This window comes from Pantoea sp. (genome assembly GCF_039594315.1).
Taxonomy (GTDB): domain Bacteria; phylum Pseudomonadota; class Gammaproteobacteria; order Enterobacterales; family Enterobacteriaceae; genus Pantoea.
In genome coordinates, this window is the sequence record NZ_JBCNNP010000021.1 from 1 (window position 1) to 21,234 (window position 21,234).

The 21,234-nt window shown below is 53.3% G+C and carries 21 protein-coding genes; 15 read left to right on the forward strand and 6 right to left on the reverse strand.

Annotated features, from left to right (window positions below; translation table 11 throughout):
* Positions 1–29: 29 nt before the first annotated feature.
* From dnaA to gyrB, 4 genes are all read left to right on the forward strand, one after another.
* Positions 30–1,433, forward strand: coding sequence for a chromosomal replication initiator protein DnaA (dnaA, locus tag ABDW13_RS13565; protein WP_343553145.1), 1,404 nt, complete (start codon positions 30–32; stop codon positions 1,431–1,433).
* Positions 1,434–1,438: 5 nt separating this feature from the next.
* Complete coding sequence (dnaN, locus tag ABDW13_RS13570) at positions 1,439–2,539, forward strand: DNA polymerase III subunit beta (RefSeq protein WP_343553082.1); 1,101 nt, start codon at positions 1,439–1,441, stop codon at positions 2,537–2,539.
* 126 nt (positions 2,540–2,665) lie between these two features.
* Complete coding sequence (recF, locus tag ABDW13_RS13575) at positions 2,666–3,751, forward strand: DNA replication/repair protein RecF (protein WP_343553083.1); 1,086 nt, start codon at positions 2,666–2,668, stop codon at positions 3,749–3,751.
* A gap of 17 nt (positions 3,752–3,768) precedes the next feature.
* On the forward strand, positions 3,769–6,177 hold the full coding sequence (gyrB, locus tag ABDW13_RS13580) for a DNA topoisomerase (ATP-hydrolyzing) subunit B (protein ID WP_343553084.1): 2,409 nt from the start codon (positions 3,769–3,771) through the stop codon (positions 6,175–6,177).
* 51 nt (positions 6,178–6,228) lie between these two features.
* On the opposite strand, the gene ABDW13_RS13585 is transcribed toward gyrB, so the two are convergent.
* Entirely contained in the window at positions 6,229–7,701 is a 1,473-nt protein-coding gene (locus ABDW13_RS13585; RefSeq protein ID WP_343553085.1) for a HAMP domain-containing sensor histidine kinase, read from the reverse strand.
* 10 nt (positions 7,702–7,711) lie between these two features.
* On the reverse strand, positions 7,712–8,422 hold the full coding sequence (locus tag ABDW13_RS13590) for a response regulator transcription factor (protein ID WP_343553086.1): 711 nt from the start codon (positions 8,420–8,422) through the stop codon (positions 7,712–7,714).
* A gap of 330 nt (positions 8,423–8,752) precedes the next feature.
* On the opposite strand from ABDW13_RS13590, the gene ABDW13_RS13595 reads away from it, so the two are divergent.
* From ABDW13_RS13595 to ABDW13_RS13640, 10 genes are all read left to right on the forward strand, one after another.
* Positions 8,753–9,358, forward strand: a complete 606-nt coding sequence (locus ABDW13_RS13595) for a cytochrome b/b6 domain-containing protein (RefSeq protein WP_343553087.1) — start codon at positions 8,753–8,755, stop codon at positions 9,356–9,358.
* Between the two features lie 10 nt (positions 9,359–9,368).
* The gene (locus tag ABDW13_RS13600; protein WP_343553088.1) at positions 9,369–10,157 is read left to right on the forward strand and encodes a molybdopterin-dependent oxidoreductase; all 789 of its coding nucleotides are present in this window, start codon (positions 9,369–9,371) and stop codon (positions 10,155–10,157) included.
* 68 nt (positions 10,158–10,225) lie between these two features.
* Positions 10,226–10,540, forward strand: a complete 315-nt coding sequence (locus ABDW13_RS13605; protein WP_343553089.1) for a hypothetical protein — start codon at positions 10,226–10,228, stop codon at positions 10,538–10,540.
* A 152-nt stretch (positions 10,541–10,692) separates the two neighbouring features.
* Positions 10,693–11,502, forward strand: a complete 810-nt coding sequence (gene yidA / locus ABDW13_RS13610) for a sugar-phosphatase (RefSeq protein ID WP_343553090.1) — start codon at positions 10,693–10,695, stop codon at positions 11,500–11,502.
* Positions 11,503–11,704: 202 nt separating this feature from the next.
* Positions 11,705–12,403 carry a FadR/GntR family transcriptional regulator gene (locus ABDW13_RS13615; protein ID WP_343553091.1) on the forward strand — a complete coding sequence of 233 codons (699 nt, stop codon included), beginning with the start codon at positions 11,705–11,707 and terminating at the stop codon, positions 12,401–12,403.
* On the forward strand, positions 12,400–13,278 hold the full coding sequence (locus ABDW13_RS13620; RefSeq protein ID WP_343553092.1) for a 2-dehydro-3-deoxygalactonokinase: 879 nt from the start codon (positions 12,400–12,402) through the stop codon (positions 13,276–13,278). The genes ABDW13_RS13615 and ABDW13_RS13620 overlap by 4 nt, the downstream gene beginning before the upstream one ends.
* Positions 13,262–13,879 (forward strand): 2-dehydro-3-deoxy-6-phosphogalactonate aldolase, encoded by a 618-nt coding sequence (locus ABDW13_RS13625; RefSeq protein ID WP_343553093.1) that lies wholly within the window; start codon positions 13,262–13,264, stop codon positions 13,877–13,879. Before ABDW13_RS13620 ends, ABDW13_RS13625 begins: the two co-directional genes overlap by 17 nt.
* Positions 13,876–15,024 carry a galactonate dehydratase gene (dgoD, locus tag ABDW13_RS13630; protein ID WP_007893527.1) on the forward strand — a complete coding sequence of 383 codons (1,149 nt, stop codon included), beginning with the start codon at positions 13,876–13,878 and terminating at the stop codon, positions 15,022–15,024. The genes ABDW13_RS13625 and dgoD overlap by 4 nt, the downstream gene beginning before the upstream one ends.
* 207 nt (positions 15,025–15,231) lie before the next feature.
* A complete protein-coding gene (locus ABDW13_RS13635; protein WP_343553094.1) occupies positions 15,232–16,524 on the forward strand; it encodes an MFS transporter in 1,293 nt (430 codons plus the stop codon).
* A 123-nt stretch (positions 16,525–16,647) separates the two neighbouring features.
* Positions 16,648–17,910 (forward strand): DUF3748 domain-containing protein, encoded by a 1,263-nt coding sequence (locus ABDW13_RS13640; RefSeq protein ID WP_343553095.1) that lies wholly within the window; start codon positions 16,648–16,650, stop codon positions 17,908–17,910.
* Here the strand turns inward: ABDW13_RS13640 and ABDW13_RS13645 are convergent.
* Positions 17,888–18,226: a YceK/YidQ family lipoprotein gene (locus ABDW13_RS13645; RefSeq protein ID WP_343553146.1), complete on the reverse strand. Its 339-nt coding sequence runs from the start codon at positions 18,224–18,226 to the stop codon at positions 17,888–17,890. The two genes, ABDW13_RS13640 and ABDW13_RS13645, sit on opposite strands and share 23 nt — an antisense overlap.
* A 291-nt stretch (positions 18,227–18,517) precedes the next feature.
* Between ABDW13_RS13645 and ibpA the strand changes: the two genes are divergently transcribed.
* On the forward strand, positions 18,518–18,931 hold the full coding sequence (ibpA, locus tag ABDW13_RS13650) for a small heat shock chaperone IbpA (protein WP_343553096.1): 414 nt from the start codon (positions 18,518–18,520) through the stop codon (positions 18,929–18,931).
* 47 nt (positions 18,932–18,978) lie between these two features.
* On the opposite strand, the gene ABDW13_RS13655 is transcribed toward ibpA, so the two are convergent.
* From ABDW13_RS13655 to ABDW13_RS13665, 3 genes are read right to left on the reverse strand one after another with little or no spacing between them, the layout of a single operon-like run.
* Positions 18,979–19,884 (reverse strand): EamA family transporter, encoded by a 906-nt coding sequence (locus ABDW13_RS13655; RefSeq protein ID WP_343553097.1) that lies wholly within the window; start codon positions 19,882–19,884, stop codon positions 18,979–18,981.
* Positions 19,885–19,904: 20 nt separating this feature from the next.
* Positions 19,905–20,405 carry a YbaK/EbsC family protein gene (locus ABDW13_RS13660; RefSeq protein ID WP_343553098.1) on the reverse strand — a complete coding sequence of 167 codons (501 nt, stop codon included), beginning with the start codon at positions 20,403–20,405 and terminating at the stop codon, positions 19,905–19,907.
* 28 nt (positions 20,406–20,433) lie between these two features.
* On the reverse strand, positions 20,434–21,234 hold the full coding sequence (locus ABDW13_RS13665; RefSeq protein WP_343553099.1) for a hypothetical protein: 801 nt from the start codon (positions 21,232–21,234) through the stop codon (positions 20,434–20,436).

Sequence of the window (21,234 nt, forward strand, 5' to 3'; positions counted from 1 at the left end):
TTATCGATTTTGTACGAGTGGAGTCCGCCGTGTCACTTACGCTTTGGCAACAGTGTCTTGCCCGTTTGCAGGATGAGCTTCCTGCCACCGAATTCAGCATGTGGATTCGTCCGCTGCAAGCTGAATTGAACGACAATACGCTGACCTTGTATGCACCAAATCGGTTTGTACTCGACTGGGTTAGAGATAAATATCTCAATAGTATCAATGGGCTGCTGAATGAATTCTGCGGTGCGAATGTACCGTTATTGCGTTTTGAAGTCGGCACGCGTCCTGCTGCACAGGTCGCGGCCAGCCAACAACCGGCGATGGCCAGCTACAACGCGCCAGCACCAGTAGAAAATCGTCCGGCCCCGGCGCAAATTCTGCGCCCAAGTTGGGATTCCGTTCCCGCGCCGGCCGATGTCACTTATCGCTCGAATGTGAATAACCGCCATAACTTCGATAACTTCGTTGAAGGTAAATCGAACCAGTTGGCACGCGCGGCTGCACGTCAGGTGGCGGACAATCCTGGCGGAGCCTACAACCCACTCTTCCTTTATGGCGGCACCGGTTTGGGTAAAACTCACCTGTTGCACGCGGTGGGTAACGGCATTATTGCGCGCAAGCCGAATGCCAAAGTGGTGTACATGCACTCTGAGCGTTTTGTGCAGGACATGGTTAAAGCCTTGCAGAACAACGCCATCGAAGAATTTAAGCGTTATTACCGCTCGGTTGATGCGCTGCTGATCGATGACATCCAATTCTTTGCCAATAAAGAGCGTTCGCAGGAAGAGTTTTTCCACACCTTCAACGCCTTGCTGGAAGGAAATCAACAGATCATTCTGACCTCGGATCGTTATCCAAAAGAGATTAATGGCGTGGAAGATCGTCTGAAATCGCGCTTTGGCTGGGGATTAACCGTGGCGATCGAGCCGCCTGAGCTGGAAACGCGCGTGGCGATCCTGATGAAGAAAGCCGACGAAAACGATATCCGCTTGCCGGGCGAAGTGGCGTTCTTTATTGCTAAGCGTTTACGCTCCAATGTGCGTGAGCTGGAAGGCGCATTGAACCGCGTTATCGCTAACGCCAACTTTACTGGCCGCGCGATTACTATCGATTTCGTGCGTGAAGCGCTACGCGATTTGCTGGCGTTACAAGAAAAGTTAGTCACCATCGACAATATTCAGAAGACGGTGGCCGAGTATTACAAAATTAAAGTGGCGGATTTGTTGTCGAAACGCCGTTCGCGTTCGGTAGCGCGTCCGCGCCAAATGGCGATGGCGATGGCGAAAGAGCTCACCAACCACAGCTTGCCGGAAATTGGCGATGCATTTGGTGGCCGCGACCATACCACTGTGCTGCACGCTTGTCGTAAAATCGAGCAGTTGCGTGAAGAGAGCCACGACATCAAAGAAGATTTCTCTAACCTCATTCGAACATTATCTTCCTGACGCATATGAAATTTATTGTAGAACGTGAGCAGTTACTGAAGCCACTGCAACAGGTTAGCGGCCCGCTGGGCGGACGTCCAACGCTGCCGATCCTGGGAAATTTACTGCTGCAAGTCAGCGAAGGTTCGCTGCGACTGACCGGCACCGATCTGGAAATGGAGATGGTGGCGCGCGTGGCGTTAACGCAGCCGCACGAACCCGGTGCGACCACGGTCCCCGCACGTAAATTCCTCGATATTTGCCGTGGATTGCCGGAAGGCGCTGAAATCAGCCTGACGCTGGAAGGCGACAGAATGCTGGTACGCTCTGGCCGCAGCCGTTTCTCACTGTCAACGCTACCGGCCAGCGACTTCCCGAATCTGGATGATTGGCAGAGCGAGGTGGAATTCACCTTGCCGCAGGCGACGTTGAAACGCTTGATTGAAGCCACGCAATTCTCGATGGCGCATCAGGATGTGCGTTATTACCTCAACGGTATGTTGTTCGAAACCGAAGGCGAAGAGCTGCGCACCGTCGCTACCGATGGTCACCGTCTGGCGGTATGCGCGATGCCCATTGGTCAGGCGCTGCCAAACCATTCGGTGATCGTGCCGCGTAAAGGCGTGATTGAATTGATGCGCTTGCTGGATGGCGGCGAAACGCCACTTCAGGTGCAGATTGGCAGCAGCAACATTCGCGCTCATGTCGGCGACTTTATCTTCACTTCGAAGCTGGTTGATGGCCGTTTCCCGGATTATCGCCGCGTATTGCCGAAGAATCCGGACAAAGCGCTGGAAGCCGGCTGTGACATTTTGAAGCAGGCATTTGCTCGTGCAGCGATCCTCTCCAACGAGAAATTCCGTGGTGTTCGCATCTATATCACCGAAAATCAGCTCAAAATAACGGCGAATAACCCTGAGCAGGAAGAAGCCGAAGAGATGCTGGATGTCTCTTATAACGGCACCGACTTGGAGATCGGTTTCAACGTCAGTTACGTGCTGGATGTACTGAATGCATTGAAATGCGAAAACGTACGCTTACTGCTGACTGATGGTGTATCGAGTGTACAGATCGAAGATGTTGCCAGTCCGGCTGCGGCCTATGTCGTGATGCCAATGAGATTGTGATCATCTTATTCCCCCGCCCACTTGTGGAAGGGGGCTAGGGGGAAGGACAGCGCGCGCTTTCTTCCCCCAACCAGCCTCTCCCGCAATGGGGAGAGGTGAGAATATCTCTTCATCCCGGAATACTTCATGGCTTTAACCCGCCTCCTGATTAAAGATTTTCGCAACATCGAGCAAGCCGATCTGACATTAGCGCCGGGCTTTAATTTTCTGGTGGGAGCCAACGGCAGCGGCAAGACCAGCGTGCTGGAGGCGATTTACACGTTAGGTCATGGTCGCGCGTTTCGCAGTTTGCAGAATGGCCGCGTGATTCGTCACGATCAGGACGCTTTTATCCTGCACGGCCGCATTGAAGGCAGCGAACGTGAATTGTCGGTGGGATTGACCAAAAATCGCGCGGGCGACAGCAAAGTGCGTATTGATGGCAGCGACGGCCATAAAGTCGCCGAGTTGGCGCAATTGTTACCGATGCAGCTGATCACACCTGAAGGTTTTACCTTGCTGAATGGCGGGCCGAAGTATCGCCGTGCCTATATCGATTGGGGCTGTTTTCACGCTTCACCCGGTTTTTTCAATGCCTGGAGCAACTTACGTCGGCTGCTAAAACAGCGTAATGCGGCGTTGCGTCAGGTGACACGTTATAGCCAGATCCGTCCGTGGGATCAGGAATTGGTGCCGCTGGCCGAGCAAATCAGTGCCTGGCGCGCCGAATACAGCGCGGCAATTTCCCGTGAAATTATCGCCACCTGCGGCCAATTTTTACCAGAGTTCGAACTGAAATTCTCTTTCCAGCGCGGCTGGGATAAAGAGAGCGACTACGCCGAACTGCTGGAACGCAATTTCGAGCGCGATCGTGCGCTTACTTATACCGCCAGCGGCCCGCACAAAGCCGATTTTCGTATTCGTGCAGAAGGTACGCCGGTGGAAGATTTACTCTCACGCGGTCAATTAAAACTGCTGATGTGTGCGCTGCGCTTAGCGCAGGGCGAATATCTGACGCGCAGCAGCGGGCGACGCTGTTTGTACTTGATTGATGACTTTGCCTCCGAGCTGGATGACACCCGTCGTCGGCTGTTAGCTGAACGCCTAAAAGCCACGCAGGCTCAAGTGTTTGTCAGCGCCATTGGTGTTGAGCATGTAATCGACATGAGTGACGAAAAGGGCAAGATGTTCCGCGTGGAACAGGGTAAAATAGTGGTTCAACCTGAAGATTAAATGAGCGAGAAACGTTGATGTCGAATTCTTATGACTCCTCAAGTATCAAAGTCCTTAAAGGGCTTGATGCGGTACGCAAACGCCCGGGTATGTACATCGGCGATACGGATGACGGCACCGGTCTGCATCACATGGTATTCGAAGTCGTGGATAACGCTATCGACGAAGCGCTCGCCGGTCACTGTAGTGACATTGTTGTTACTATTCATGCTGATAACTCCGTATCTGTCCAAGATGATGGCCGTGGCATTCCAACCGGTATTCACCCGGAAGAGGGTGTTTCTGCGGCGGAAGTGATCATGACCGTGCTGCACGCCGGCGGTAAGTTCGACGATAACTCGTATAAAGTTTCCGGTGGTCTGCACGGCGTGGGTGTTTCGGTCGTCAACGCCCTGTCGCAGAAGCTCGAGCTGACGATTCGTCGCGAAGGCAAAGTGCATCAGCAGATTTATCAGCATGGTGTGCCACAAGCGCCGCTGGCGGTGTCGGGCGATACCGATGCCACCGGTACCCGCGTGCGTTTCTGGCCGAGCTATGAAACCTTCACCAACGTGATTGAGTTTGAGTACGACATCCTGGCAAAACGCCTGCGCGAACTGTCGTTCCTCAACTCTGGCGTGTCGATTCGTCTGGAAGATAAACGTGACGGCAAGAGCGATCACTTCCACTACGAAGGCGGCATCAAGGCGTTTGTTGAGTACCTCAACAAGAACAAAACCCCAATCCACCCAACCGTGTTCTATTTCTCGACCGAGAAAGATGGCATCGGCGTAGAAGTGGCGTTGCAGTGGAACGACGGTTTCCAGGAAAACATCTACTGCTTCACCAACAACATCCCGCAGCGCGATGGCGGTACGCACCTGGCTGGTTTCCGTGCAGCGATGACGCGTACGTTGAATGCCTACATGGATAAAGAAGGCTACAGCAAAAAAGCCAAAGTCAGCGCCACCGGTGATGACGCGCGTGAAGGCTTGATTGCGGTGGTTTCGGTGAAAGTGCCGGATCCGAAATTCTCCTCCCAGACCAAAGATAAACTGGTCTCTTCTGAGGTGAAATCTGCGGTTGAGCAGCAGATGAACGAATTGCTGGCGGAATATCTGCTGGAAAATCCATCTGACGCCAAAATCGTGGTCGGCAAAATTATCGATGCTGCGCGTGCGCGTGAAGCGGCACGTCGTGCCCGTGAAATGACTCGTCGTAAAGGCGCGCTGGATTTGGCTGGCTTGCCGGGCAAACTGGCTGATTGCCAGGAACGCGATCCCGCGCTGTCTGAAATCTACCTTGTGGAAGGGGACTCAGCGGGCGGCTCAGCAAAACAGGGCCGTAACCGTAAGAACCAGGCGATTCTGCCGTTGAAAGGTAAAATCCTCAACGTCGAGAAAGCGCGCTTCGACAAAATGCTGGCTTCGCAAGAAGTTGCCACGCTGATCACCGCGCTCGGTTGCGGTATCGGCCGTGACGAATACAACCCAGACAAACTGCGTTATCACAGCATCATCATCATGACCGATGCGGACGTCGACGGCTCGCACATTCGTACGCTGCTGTTGACCTTCTTCTACCGTCAGATGCCAGAAATCGTTGAACGTGGTCACGTCTATATTGCTCAGCCGCCGCTGTATAAAGTGAAGAAAGGCAAGCAAGAACAGTACATTAAAGACGACGAAGCGATGGATCAGTATCAAATCGCGATCGCGCTCGATGGTGCCACGCTGCACACTAACGCCAGTGCACCTGCGTTGGCAGGTCAGCCGCTGGAAACCTTGGTGGCGGATTTCAATGGCACCCAGCGCATGATCAAACGCATGGAGCGCCGTTTCCCGGTTGCGCTGCTACGTGGTCTGATTTATCACCCAACGTTGATCGATCTCAGCGATGAAGCGGCGGTGAAAGGTTGGATTGACGGTTTGGTAGCATATCTGACCGAGCGCGAAGCGCATGGCAGCAGCTATCTGGCCCACGTTCGCGCCAATCACGAACAGAACCTGTTCGAGCCGGTGCTGCGTGTACGTACACACGGCGTCGATACCGATTATCCGCTGGATAGCGAATTCATTGATGGACCGGAATACCGCAAAATCTGTGGTTTGGGCGAGCAGTTGCGTGGCCTGATCGAAGAAGATGCGTTTATTGAACGTGGCGAACGTCGTCAGCCGGTCACCAGCTTCGAGCAAGCTATTGAATGGTTGGTGAAAGAGTCGCGTCGCGGCCTGTCAGTACAGCGTTATAAAGGTTTGGGTGAGATGAACCCAGAGCAGCTGTGGGAAACCACCATGGATCCAGATAGCCGCCGCATGTTGCGTGTGACCATCAAGGATGCGATTGCTGCTGACCAGTTATTCACGACCTTGATGGGCGATGCTGTAGAACCGCGCCGCGCCTTCATCGAAGAGAATGCGCTGAAAGCCGCCAACATCGATATCTAATCGACGAAGTTCGCTACAAAAACCCTTCCCTGGTGGAAGGGTTTTTTATTTTCAGCGTGGGACGGAAAAGCGGAAGCAGGCACCGGATACGCGATCGTCTAAACGAATATCGCGGCCATGCAATTGAAGAATGCGACGCACCACCATCAATCCTAAACCGCCGCTGTTTTTGCGCGTGCTGGCGTGGGTTAATGCCGATGGACGCTCAAACAACGTGGCGCGCAAGCCGTCTGGTATGCCTGGCCCGGAATCTTTCAAGCTGACTTCCACCTCGTTTTCCGCGCCACGCAACGTGACTTCAATGCTGCCCGCTTCTGGCGTGTGCTTGATGGCATTGTCGAATAAGTTGGTCAGTACGCGATCGATCATTGAGACATCGGCGTTCACTTGTAAAAGCTGTTCCGGCATATCCACCACCAAACGGATATTGCGCGCACTGGCCATCAACTCAAACTTTTGCATCACATCGTAAGTCAGTTCTGACAGGCTAAACACTTCGCGATTCGGTTTGATCACGCCATATTCCAGCTGCGCTAACTCAAACAATTGCTGCGCCAGCATGCTGACTTTCTGGCTTTGCGACAGCGCAATGTGCAGATAACGCTGGCTCTCGTCGGATTTTAAGCTGTCGCCTTTATACAGCAGGGTTTCAAGATAGCCGTGCAGTGTGGTGAGCGGCGTGCGTAAGTCATGTGAGATATTGGCGACGAAATCGCGGCGTAGCTGATCCTGATAAGCCAGCTTTTCCCACTGTATGGCCACGCGCCGCGCCATGCCGATGAAGGCGCCTTGCAACAAACTCACTTCATCTTTCTCATGTGGTTGCGGCAGCGGTAACTCTGCCAGCTGCTTAATTGCTATCATATCTTGATGATCGAGTTGGCTAACATGCTGGGTTAGCTGGCGTATGGGGCGGGTGATCAAGCTAAACGCCACCGCGCCCGCCGTAAGACCAAATAACACGACTAGCAAAGATGACCATAAAGAGGTGCGCATCAAGATGTCGAGTTGCGCTTCTTGCGCCAACTGGTGATAGTTTTCGCCCTGCAAAATGACATACAGATAGCCGGCTAAATGACCATTGAGTGAAAGCGGCGCAACGCTAAATACTTTTTTTTCCGACAAATTGCGTGGATCATCGCCGTAAATCGGCGATGTGGCTCCCTGTAATTGTGCCTGTAAGGGAGCCAGATTCACTTTAGTGCGTTTGAGATGATCGGGTGGCGCAGCATCTGCTAATAGATTGCCCTGAGCATCCAGTAAATAAACTTCAACGCTGGGATTGAGCACCATCAAATCGCTGAACAACGCCTTCATCAGCGGTAAATTCACACCGTTCTCACCAATCATATTCGGATTGAGGCTGGCGATACTGCGCGCCAGTCCGTCTGATAAGCGCTGCACCACCGCGCTGCCATATTGGGCGTTAACCCGAATCTGCATCCAGCCTGACAACAGCGTGCAAAGCAACAGCAAAGAAGCGAAAACCAGAGCGAGGCGCTGGCTGAGTGTCAGGCGTTTCATCATTAAAAACCTAGTTGGCGGGCAGCGAGAATTTATAGCCTTTGCCCCACACAGTCAGGATGTAGAGCGGTTCGGCAGGATTAGCTTCAATTTTCAACCGCAAACGGTTGATATGGGTATTCACGGTGTGTTCGTAGCCGTCGTGTTGATAGCCCCAAACCTGGTTAAGCAGATTAAGGCGTGAGAACACTTTTCCCGGATGTTTGGCGAAGTGATACAGCAAATCAAACTCACGTGGCGTCAAACTTACCGGCTTTTCACTTAGCCACACTTCACGCGCGACCGGATCGATCATCAATGCATCCAGATGCAACGTGCCCGCTTCCATGCGTGAATTCATGTTCATCGCTTCCTGGCGGCGGAACAACGCTTTGAGGCGCGCAATCAATTCCACCACTGAAAACGGCTTAGGCAAATAATCATCTGCGCCGAGTTCCAGTCCCAATACGCGATGCACTTCACTTGAGCGCGCGCTGATCATAATAATTGGCGTATAGCGCTTCATGGCGCGTGCGCGGCGACAGATTTCCAACCCATCAATGCCGGGCAGCATCAAATCAAGAATCAACGCATCCCAATGTTGTGTTTCCAGCAAATGAACAGCGAGATTTCCGTCTGCTGCATGGGTAACGGCATAACCTTCATCCTGAAAGTTAAGGCGGAGAACGTCGGCTATTCCGCTGTCATCCTCGACGATAAGTATCTTTTTTGCGTCGGTCATTTTTCTTCCCTGCATTAAGAATCCCATAGATGTTACCGCTTAAAGCCCCTCGGAAGTTTCACATTTTGTTTAACTCGACGTGAGGCTTTGGTGAACAACAATTCGCCACAATAGCATTCAGTGATTGGCCGACGAGGTCAGACATGGATGGAAAATGATGGAAATATTTCGCCGTCATCAGGGAAATGGCTGGCATTAATGAGCCAAATAGAAGGTAAACAGAGATTGGACCCGGGCATTTATTAAGACGTTTCTTGTCCTGAGGTTCAACATTTTGACGGCAGAATGCAGGCCTGATTGATAGATGGGATCGAAAAAATGGAAATGCAGATGGATGAAAAATCACGGTGTTCATCCGTAGTACATCCCAGATGGCTGCGCGTGTGTCACTGGGTGAATGCGGCGGTCATTGTGATTATGACGTTGAGCGGATGGCGCATTTACAACGCTTCGCCATTGTTTGACTTCAGATTTCCTGGCGAGATCACCATCGGCGGCTGGTTAGGCGGCGCTTTGCAGTGGCACTTTGCCGCGATGTGGATTTTTGCCGTAAACGGTGTGCTGTATCTGGCGATGAATATCATCACCGGGCGTTTCGGTAAGAAGTTTCTGCCGCTGAGTTTGGGTGGATTGCTTAACGATGCATTCAACGCGCTGAAAGGAAAGTTAGCACATGCGGATTTGCGCCATTACAACAACGTGCAACGCGCCGCATATCTCTTTGTGATAGTTGATTGCCTGCTGCTAGTGCTGTCTGGATTGGTGCTGTGGAAATCGGTGCAATTTGGGCTGCTGCGCGATCTGCTTGGTGGCTATGAAGCGGCACGTTACATCCATTTTTATGCGATGGCGGCGCTAGTGGGATTTGTGGCGGTGCACTTGCTGATGGTGGCGCTGGTACCAAAAACCCTGCTTGCCATGCTGCGCGGACGCTAAGGAGAGCGAAATGAAAAAGTTAAATGTCGATCTTTCGCCTGGCGATGCCGACGCATTGGTAAAGGAAGCGCAGCAATTGCTGGCGCGCAAACTGGATTCTTCATCACGTCGGCGTTTCTTGCGCCAGGGCTTAACCCTCGGTGGCGTGGTGATGCTCTCGGGCTGCGATCTCAGTGATAAACCTGACGTCGATAAAGTGCTGAATAAATTTTCCAGCTTTAACGATCGCGTTCAAAGTTGGCTGTTTAATCCCGCCAATCTGTCACCGGAATACAGTGCGGATCGCATCTCACAATCTTTTCCGTTCAACGCGTTTTATGGCGAAGAAGATATCCCGCAAATCAACGGTGACAACTGGCGTCTGGAGATTGCAGGTCTGGTGAATGACAAACGCAGTTGGTCGCTGCCTGAGCTTTACAACATGCAGCAAGTCGATCAGATCACCCGCCATATCTGCGTTGAAGGCTGGAGTGAGATTGGTCGCTGGGGTGGCGTGCGTTTCGCCGATTTCCTGAAACTGATTGGCGCGGATATCAAGGCTAAATACATCAGTTTCAAATGTGCGGATGATTACTACACCAGCATTGATATGGCCTCGGCGTTGCATCCGCAAACCATCATGGCTTTGAGCTGGGATGGACGCATTTTACCGCCTGAATATGGCTACCCAATGAAGATCCGTATTCCCACCAAGCTGGGATATAAGAATCCGAAGCATATTCAGGTGATTGAAATAACCAATCGTTATACCGGTGGTTACTGGGAAGACGAGGGCTACAACTGGTTCGGCGGAAGCTGATCCCTTAAAAAGCTGCGCTAATTCGGCGCCAACACCTTTAATAAACCAAAACTGTAAGGAAACACCCTATGAAAAACGTAATCGTAGCAACTTTTATCGCTTCAATGATGACCATGTCTGTAGCCTATGCAGCAGACACCATGGGCAAAGATGCCATGAAGAAAGATGAAATGGGCATGAAGAAAGACGCCATGCACAAAGACGAAATGGGCATGAAGAAAGACGCCATGCACAAAGACGAAATGGGCATGAAGAAAGATGCCATGAAGAAAGACGAAATGGGCATGAAGAAAGATGCCATGAAGAAAGACGAAATGGGCATGAAGAAAGACGCCATGAAGAAAGATGAAATGGGCATGAAAAAAGACGCCATGAGCCACTAACATCATCCTCTAGAGTCCTGTGTAGCAAGGCCATCACTTCGGTGATGGCTTTTTTTATGCCCTGGGAATAAGTCTGAAGTCAGCTGGTAAACTGGTCAATGTGAGCTGAATCGCGCTAGCATTGATCAAAACCCTGACTCAACGAGGACGTTATGGCTATAAAACTGGTAGCAATCGATATGGACGGCACGCTGCTCAATCCGCAGCATGAAATCACTCCGGCAGTAAAATCGGCCATTGCGCGAGCGCATCAAAAAGGCGTCATGGTGGTGCTCACCACTGGCCGTCCGTTCGTTGGCATTCAACGTTACCTGATGGAATTGGATCTGGTTGATGAAGGGCAATATTGCATCAGCTACAACGGTGCGCTGGTGCATCGCGCCAATGATGGCGAATGCGTGGCGGAAATCACCCTGGGTTTTGATGACTATCTTTATATCGAACAGCTGGCGCGCGATCTCGGTGTGCACTTCCAAGCCTTCGACAAATCTTTCCTTTATACGCCTAACAAAGACATCAGCGAATTCACCATTCACGAAGCCAGCTTAACCGGCATTCCAGTACGTTATCGCTCAGTTGAAGAGATGGATCGCGCCACGCGTTTCCCGAAATTGATGATGATCGACAAGCCAGATCTGCTGGATTCCGCCATTCAGCGCTTGCCGCAGCAGGCGCGAGATAATTACACCATCCTGAAAAGCGCGCCTTATTACCTCGAAATCCTTGATTCACGCGTGAATAAAGGACAAGGCGTGAAAATGCTGGCTGACAAGCTGGGATTAGCGCGTGAAGAAGTGATGTCGATTGGCGATCAGGAAAACGATCTGGCGATGATTGAATACGCTGGAACCGGCGTCGCGATGGGCAATGCCATTGAGTCGGTGAAGAAAATCGCGCAGTTCATCACTAAGACCAACATGGAAGATGGTGTAGCGCACGCGATTGAAGAGTTGGTGCTGTAACTCGAAAAACCTTGATTAAAATTCTTCTAGGGGCGGCCATCTGGCTGCCCTTTTTATTGGCATTCGCACAGGTGGGTTGTCTGTTTTGTGATCCACATTGTAGTACAACCCAAGCTAATGGTACTACAATTTGCATCAGTTATGCTTCGTTGTATGAAAGCAGTAATCTGATGCGTTATTGCCTATCACTGAATGGAACATCATGACGCAACAACATTTAAGTAAAACCGAGCGCATCATCCTGACGTTGGGTGAAGAGATTGTCGCAGGGAAGTTTGTGCCAGGCGCAGCGTTGCCCGCCGAAGCAGAACTGTGTGAACGCTTTGGAACCTCGCGCAACATCATTCGTGAAGTGTATCGCTCGCTGATGGCGAAACGCCTGATGGAGATGAAACGCTATCGCGGTGCCTTCGTCACGCCGCGTAACCAGTGGAACTACCTCGACAGCGACGTATTGCAGTGGGCGCTGGCACACGATCAAGACCCGCGCTTAATCGCGGCGATGAACGAAGTGCGCGTGCTGGTGGAACCGCAGATTGCGCGCTGGTCAGCGGAACGCGCCACTTCCAGCGATTTGGCGGCGATCGAGTTGGCTTACAACGACATGGTTGCCAACCACCTCAATCGCGAAGCCTTTAATGAAGCGGATATTCGTTATCACGAAGCGGTGCTGAATTCGGTGCACAACCCGGTTTTGCAACAGCTCAATGTGGCGATCAGCCAGCTACAAAAAGCGGTGTTTGCTCAAACCTATATGGCAGATGAAGGCAACATGCCGCGCACATTAGCCGAACATAAAGCGCTATTCGATGCCATTCGCCACCAGAATGGCGATGCCGCAGAGCAGGCAGCCAAAGCGATGATTGCCAGCTCAACGGCACGACTCAAGGAGATTATGTGAGTAGCTATATCGCAATTGATTGGGGCTCAACCAACCTGCGCGCCTGGCATTATCAAGCCGGTATCTGCGTGGATGAGCGCCGTTCGGAAGCGGGCGTCACGCGCCTTGGCGATCGCACGCCAGCCGAGGTTTTTGCCAGCGTGACCGAAGGCTGGCCGGTGAACGATGTGCCGGTGGTGATGGCGGGCATGGTCGGCAGCAATGCCGGTTGGCTGTCGGTGCCGTATTTATCGTGTCCGGTAGCGCTGAATGACATCGGCAGCCGCTTAACACGCGTTGACGATAAAGCGTGGATCGTGCCGGGATTGAGTGTCGAACGTGATGACAACTACAACGTTATGCGCGGCGAAGAGACGCAATTGCTGGGCGCAGTAACGCTGCAACCTGCGCCGTTATATGTGATGCCCGGCACACATGCCAAATGGGTGCAGGTCGAGCAGGAGCGCGTACTGGATTTCCGCACCGTAATGACTGGCGAGCTGCATCATCTGTTGCTGAAACAATCGCTGATTGGCGCCGGATTACCGCCGCAGGAGGATAACTCAGCAGCTTTCCGCGAGGGTTTACAGGTGGGTAGCAACGACAGCTCAATCCTGTCGCGTCTGTTTGAAGTGCGCGCCTCGCATGTGCTGGGTGCACGCGATCGTCGCCATATCAGCGACTTCCTTTCCGGTTTGTTGATCGGTCACGAAGTGGCGCTGATGACCAAAAATCACGCCGCCGCCCGCCAACCGATCACCATTATTGCCGGTAGTGCGCTGGCGCAACGTTATCAGCAGGCGCTGCAATTTATCGGCCTGGATTCAGTCACGCTGGAAGGCGATCGCGCGTTCCAACATGGAATAAGGAGTATTGCGAATGTCCTGGCAAACTAAAGTGCCACTGATCGCCATCCTGCGCGGTATCACGCCGGATGAAGTTGAAGCGCACGTTGGCGCGCTGATTGAAGCGGGTTTTGACGCGATTGAAATCCCGCTCAACTCACCACAGTGGGAGAAAAGCATTGGTGCGACGGTAAAAACCTTCGGCGATCAAGCGCTGATTGGAGCGGGTACGGTGCTGAATCCGGCGCAGGTCGATACCTTGGCCGAACTGAATAGCAAGCTGGTGGTAACGCCAAATACCGATGCCGCGGTGATCCGTCAGGCGGTGGCCAAAGGCATGATTGTCGCCGCCGGTTGTGCGACGGCCACCGAAGCTTTCACCGCCTTACAGGCCGGTGCGCAGGCGCTAAAAATCTTCCCGTCGTCAGCGTTTGGTCCGGGTTACATCAAAGCATTGAAAGCCGTGTTGCCGCCAGAAGTGCCGGTGTTTGCGGTCGGCGGTGTAACACCGGAAAACCTGCATGAATTTATTGCCGCAGGCTGCATCGGTGCTGGTTTAGGCAGTGATTTGTATCGCGCCGGTCAACCGTTGTCGCGCACTGTGGAACAGGCTCGCGCATTTATTGCCGCATATAAGGACGCTGTAAAATGAAAATTACCAAACTCACCACCTATCGCCTACCGCCGCGCTGGATGTTCCTGAAAATCGAAACTGACGAAGGCATTGTCGGCTGGGGCGAGCCAGTGATCGAAGGCCGCGCGCGCAGCGTCGAAGCGGCGGTACACGAATTATCGGAATACCTGATTGGTCAGGATCCGGCGCGTATCAACGATTTGTGGCAGGTGATGTATCGCGGCGGTTTCTATCGCGGCGGCCCGATTTTAATGAGCGCCATCGCCGGTATCGATCAGGCGTTGTGGGATATCAAAGGCAAAGCGCTGGGTGTGCCGGTCTATCAACTGCTGGGCGGTTTGGTGCGTGACAGCATCAAAGCTTACAGCTGGGTGGGCGGCGATCGTCCTGCCGATGTCATTGATGGCATTAAGAAATTGCGCACCATCGGTTTTGACACCTTCAAGCTCAACGGCTGCGAAGAGATGGGCATCATTGACAACGCGCGCAAAGTGGATGACGCGGTGAATACCGTGGCGCAGATTCGCGAAGCCTTTGGCAAAGAGATTGAGTTTGGCCTCGATTTCCACGGTCGCGTTAGCGCGCCGATGGCGAAAGTACTGATTAAAGAGCTGGAACCGTATCGTCCGCTGTTTATCGAAGAGCCGGTGCTGGCCGAGCAAGCGGAATACTATCCGCGTCTGGCCGCGCAAACCCATATTCCGATTGCAGCTGGCGAACGCATGTTCTCGCGCTTTGAATTCAAACGCGTGTTGGAAGCCGGTGGTCTGGCGATTCTGCAACCGGATCTGTCGCATGCAGGCGGCATCACCGAGTGCTACAAAATTGCCGCAATGGCGGAATCCTACGATGTCGCGCTGGCACCGCATTGCCCGCTCGGTCCAATTGCGCTGGCGGCGTGTTTGCACGTTGACTTCGTTTCGCGCAATGCGGTGTTCCAGGAACAGAGCATGGGCATTCACTATAATCAGGGCGCAGAATTGCTGGATTATGTGATTAATAAAGATGATTTCAAAATGGATGACGGCCATTTCTATCCATTAAATAAACCGGGCCTTGGCGTTGAAATTAACGAAGAGCTGGTGATTGAGCGCAGTAAAAATGCGCCAGACTGGCGCAATCCATTATGGCGTTTCCCGGATGGAAGCGTAGCTGAGTGGTAATAAATACCCGCTAGAAAAAATAACGATTTACAACCTGATATGCCGGTGAAATAGGGCATAGGGCTTCACTCAGCCTTTTTCCCGGCATGGCTTATTTACCACCAACGCGGTTTTACATTCGAAAACGTTGCCTTGCGCTTGTAGGGGCGGCTTTTGGCCCGCCCGTGCTGACGCTCGCCCCTACAAGCATCATTACGGAGACACACCATGGATCTCTCAGCTGTTCACGCCAAACCGACGCGCCGCCGTTATATCACACTATTAATGATCTTTATTACCGTGGTGATTTGTTATGTCGACCGCGCTAATTTAGCCGTGGCTTCCGCGCATATTCAGGAAGAGTTTGGGATTAGCAAAGCGCAAATGGGTTATGTATTTTCTGCCTTTGCCTGGTTATATACTCTTTGCCAAATTCCCGGCGGTTGGTTTCTCGATCGCGTCGGTTCACGCTTAACTTATTTTATTGCCATCTTTGGTTGGTCGGTCGCCACCTTATTCCAGGGCTTCGCCACCGGTTTATTATCGTTAATCGGTCTGCGCGCCATTACTGGTATTTTTGAAGCACCGGCTTTCCCGACCAATAACCGTTTAGTCACTAGTTGGTTCCCAGAGCAAGAACGTGCATCAGCGGTGGGTTTCTACACCTCCGGCCAATTTGTGGGTTTGGCGTTCCTCACGCCGCTGCTGATTTGGATTCAGGAACTGCTGAGCTGGCATTGGGTGTTCATCATCACCGGTGGTATTGGCATCATCTGGTCGCTGATCTGGATTAAGTTCTACCAGGCGCCGAGCCAGAGCAAAGGCATTAATAAAGCCGAGCTGGATTACATCCGCGAAGGCGGCGCGATGGTTGATGGTGATGCGCCGAGCGAAAAGAAAACTCGCACCAAACTCACCGCTGCCGACTGGAAACTGGTGTTCCACCGCAAGCTGTGCGGCGTCTATCTTGGCCAGTTCGCGGTAACCTCAACGCTGTGGTTCTTCCTCACCTGGTTCCCGAACTATCTGACCCAGGAAAAACACATCGCCGCGCTGACCGCAGGCTTCATGACCACCGTGCCATTCCTCGCCGCGTTTGTTGGCGTGATTCTGTCGGGCATCGTCGCCGACCGTCTGGTGCGCAGCGGCCGTTCACTGGGTTTTGCGCGTAAAACGCCCATCATCTGCGGCTTGTTGATCTCCACCTGCATCATGGGCGCTAACTATACCAACGATCCGATCTGGATTATGACGCTGATGGCGATCGCCTTCTTCGGCAACGGTTTTGCCTCGATTACCTGGTCGCTGGTTTCTTCTCTCGCCCCGGTACGTTTGATTGGTTTGACTGGCGGCATGTTCAACTTCGTTGGCGGACTCGGCGGCATCACCGTTCCGCTGGTGGTGGGTTATCTGGCGCAGGATTATGGTTTCGCCCCGGCGCTGGTGTATATCTCTGCTGTGGCGTTGATTGGCGCGCTGTCTTACATCCTGCTGGTCGGCGATGTAAAACGCGTCGGATAAGAAATACATGCTCAATCCGTAGGGTCGCCATTTATGGTGACCTTGCTGATAACCGCAACCTGGTTTATTCACATCAACAAATCACGTAATTTATCCGGCAACTGTCACCTCTAAGGTTGCCGCATGTCAGAAAAACAACTCACCTTTGCCCCGCGTAATCACCAGCTCACTAACATCAACGTCTGGACCGCCGACAGTCAGTGGCTGGCGTTTGATGTGCGGCCTTCTGGCGCATCGTTTACCAGCCTAACGATTGAACGCGTCAACGTCGCCAGCGGTGCGGTTGAAGTGCTGTATCAGGCGCGCGATGGCGCACATGTTGGTGTCGTCACGGTCAGTCCTGATCTACCGCCACGCTACGTGTTTATTCATGGCCCAGAACATCCGGATGCGCATTGGCATTACGATTTCCACCATCGACGCGGCGTGATTGTGCAGCACGGCAATGCGGAAAATCTTGATGCGTTTGATATCACCGCGCCCTACACGCCAGGCGCGCTGCGCGGCGGCTCGCATGTGCATGTCTTTAGTCCGGACGGATCGCGGCTGAGTTTTACCTACAACGATCACGTGATGCATGAAAAGGATGCGCGCGACGACCTGCGCAACGTGGGCGTGGCGGTGCCGCTGCATCCGGTTTGTCCGCCCAAACAGCATCCACGTGAATACGATGGCAGCCATTATTGCGTGCTGGTTAGCCAGACGCAGCGCGATCCGCAGCCGGGCAGCGACCAGATTGATCGCGCCTATGAAGAGTGCTGGATTGGTAATCAAGGCTATCAAAAAGCCGACGGCAGCTGGCAGCGCTGGGCGATTGCCTTTATCGGCGACACGCGAGCAGCGAATGGCGACAAAGTGCCGGAGGTGTTTGTGGTCGATTTACCCGCATCGCTGGCGGATTACGCCAAAGCAGGCAGCGCGCCGATTCAGGGCACAACGGACCGATTGCCTGCGCCACCGGCAGGCGTACAGCAGCGTCGTATCACGCACACCTCGGGCCTGGCGTTACAACCGCGCCATTGGCTGCGCGCTTCGCCGGATGGCAGCGCCATCGCCTTTTTATTAGCAGACGATCGCGGTGTGGTGCAGCTGTGGACGGTTTCCCCCAACGGCGGTAAACCGCGTCAGGTAACGCAACTGGCGAGCAGCATTCAGTCGGCGTTTAGCTGGCAGGCGGACGGCAGCGCGCTGGCGTTTATCTGTGATAACAGTGTGATGCGCTGTGATGTGGCGAGTGGGCAATGCACGCGCTTAACTGCACGCAGCGATCAAGCGCCATCCGGAGATGCGGTGGTGTGGTCGCCGGATGGCGAGCAGATCGCCTATATGCGCGAGGTTGACGGCTGGCGTCAGCTATTCAGCGTTAATGCGGCTGCGCAGGCATAGAGGCGGCCGTTGCCAGGCTGGCATCGGTGCCAGCCATTTTTTCGCTCTGCAATACGCGATCGTGAATGGAGTTGTTATCCGAGCGGAAGTAATCCCACGGCAGCAAAATAGTGTCCAGCACCGCCGAGAACGGTAAATCGATAATCGCCAGCGGCTTGATCGCCCAACTGGTTTTGTCATCACCAATCATCTCCGCGCTGGCGCGAGTGCCGGGATAATAGCCTTGGCTAGCGCCCGTGTGCGACATCACGCTGGAGCAGCCCGAAGAGGCAAAAGCACTGCAAATCAGCACGGCTGTGAGTGGAAAGCGTTTCATCATATTCATCTTCATCATCCCTTCAGTCATGGCTTGGCCCTGGCTGGAGTGTGTCACCTGACCTGCACAACTCTAAGGTTGTGTCTGGCATCGCAGGCGAATAATCCCCTGAGTGTATGTCATTTCATCAGGATTGCTGCAAAAAAAACCGGATTAGCCCTTGAAAGAGACCGGTCTGGACCCATTTTTAGAGAACAGTCGCATTGCTGTTGCCGCCAGGGACACCAACGACTGAACAACCTGTCCATGGTGGAAGGTTGCCTAAACTTGCTGATTATCAGGAGTCTTTTTATGCGTAATTTTGATCTCTCTCCACTTTATCGTTCTGCTATTGGTTTTGACCGTTTGTTTAACCTGCTTGAGTCCAATCAAAACCAGGCTAATGGCGGCTATCCTCCGTACAACGTTGAGTTAGTGGATGAGAATTTCTACCGCATCACCATTGCGGTGGCGGGCTTTGCCCAGAGCGAATTAGATATCACCTCGCATGACAACATGCTGGTGGTGCGCGGCGCACATCCGGAAGAGCAGCCGGAGCGTAAATACCTGTATCAAGGCATCGCTGAGCGCAACTTCGAACGTAAATTCCAGCTGGCCGACCACATCACCGTGCGCGATGCGCGACTGGAGAATGGTCTGTTAAGCATCGATCTGGTGCGCATCGTCCCGGAAGAGGCGAAACCACGCCGCATCGAAATCCTGTAAGCAGGATGTAGAGATAAAGAAAACGCCGCAGCAATGCGGCGTTTTTGTTAGGTACGCACCAATAATCGCTGCTTCACCATGCCGCCAAACACATTCACCAGCAAACCGACAATGATCACGCAAACGCCGATCATCTGCTGCATCGACAAGGTTTCGCCGAGAATCAGCGCCGCGCTGAGAATACCAACTACCGGCACCATCAACGATAGCGGTGCCACGCGCCAGGTTTCATAGCGACTTAGCAGATTGCCCCAAATCGCATAGCCAACGATGGTGGCGATAAACGCCAGATAAATCAGCGCCAACACCGTTTGCAGCGAGATGTGCATCAGGCTGATGACAATCGCCGTTTCGCCATCAAACAGCCACGAACAGGCGAAGAACGGCACAATTGGCACCAGCGCGCTCCACACCACTAATGACATCACCGGCACTTTGCGATTACGCAAAATAATCTTGTTGGTGATATTCCCCAAGCCCCACGACAGCGCCGCCGCCAGCGTTAACATCATGGTGGTCAGCGTAATGCCCGCGGTGGTTTGGCCCTCCATACCGGCGGTGGCCAGCATAAACATGCCGAGCGTTGCCACTAACATGCCCGCGATATGATTCCAGCGCAGTTTCTCCGCGAGGAACAACGCGCCGAGCAGCAGGGTGAAAAATGCCTGCGCCTGCAACACCAGCGATGCCAAACCGGCTGGCATGCCGAGTTTGATGGCGAGGAACAGGAAGGCGAACTGACCAAAACTGATGGTCATGCCATACACAATCAGCCAGCGCAGCGGAATCGCCGGACGTTTGACGAAAAAGATCGCCGGAAACGCCACCAGGCTAAAACGTAATCCCGCCAGCAAAAACGGCGGCATATCCTGCAAGCCCAGCTTGATCACCACAAAATTCACGCCCCACGCCACCACCACGCACAGCGCTAACAACATATCTTTTACTGACATAAACCTTCCTTACTTCCCGCTTAGGCGGTTGCCGCCACCGGTGCAGCGATCTCGGCACAACACTCCTCACCGACAACACCAAAGTAATCATTCACATCTAACGCAATTGAGCATTCAAGCGCACCGGCGTTAAACCACAACGTACCGACGTCGCGCAGGCGGGAATCGACGCGCAGCGCCAGCCGGTCATCAAAACTAAACGGCGGCACTGCGCCCATCACGCATTGAGTTAATTCCTGTGCCTTTTCCGGCGCGGCAAAGCTCGATTTCTTGCCGCCAATGGCGCGTGCGGCGCTCTTGAAATTGATTTTGCAGTCGCCCGGCACAATCGCCAGCAGATAGCGCGCCTCCGCGCCATCTGGCATAGCGACTTCCAGCACCATCGCTTTGGCTGCTTGATTGAGATCGTTACCGCGAATCTCGCTAATCAGATCGGTTTGACCGACCGCTTCATGCTCCACCACGCGATAGCGGGCTTGATGTTGATCCAGCAGGGCAGTGACTTTTTCATAGGTATTCATGCTCGTCTCCTCGTCAAAAAACCTGGCGTTAGCTCCAGGCGATGGCGTGTTTCATTTTTTTGTCGGTCAGGCCAAAGAAGAAGCCCATGGTGATACGCGTGTCGCCTTCCACGCGATCAATCTCGTGATAAAAAGCCGGATTAAACAAATAGATATCGCCGCTGCGTGGGGAAAATTCGCATACTTCGCTGCGATCAATCACGCCGGTTTGATAGCCGAGCTCGCCGGGGGTTTTGTAGCATTCATCCACCGGCTGCCACTTTTTGTTGAAGATGCGCAGCTGGCCGCCAGCATTGCACTCTTGCAGGCACACCACGCAGCTCAGTTGATGCAGGATATTTGTCACCGCCAATCCGCTGCCGGCGGCGTCACGCACAATATTGTCGTTGTGCAGTGGATTGGCGACGCCATCGGCGTGGAAACGCACAATCGAACCGGCGTAATCACCCAGTTCAGGTTCGTTGGCGGTTTGCAGGCTTTCCAGGCGCAGCGACTGCTGCACCCAGTGATAAATCTGGTCACGCAGGCAGTGCAGCGACGACGGCAGCGCAGGCTGAATATCACGCAGCTCGGTAAAATAGTTCTCCGGCGCAGCGGTGTGTTTCGCCAGATAGGGACCTAGCGTGGTCAGCGCGCCATTGGGATAGTGCGATACGCGCACTTGTTCACGGCACTGTTGCAAATCATCAACCACCGCTTCACGCACTTCTGGCGTGAGAAAATTGCGTAATACCAGCAGCGGCACGCGCGCGGTGACGATGTCGTCCAGCCAGGTACTTTCCACAAACATCTTCGGATTGATAACGCGTATCTGATTGAAAATAGCCAT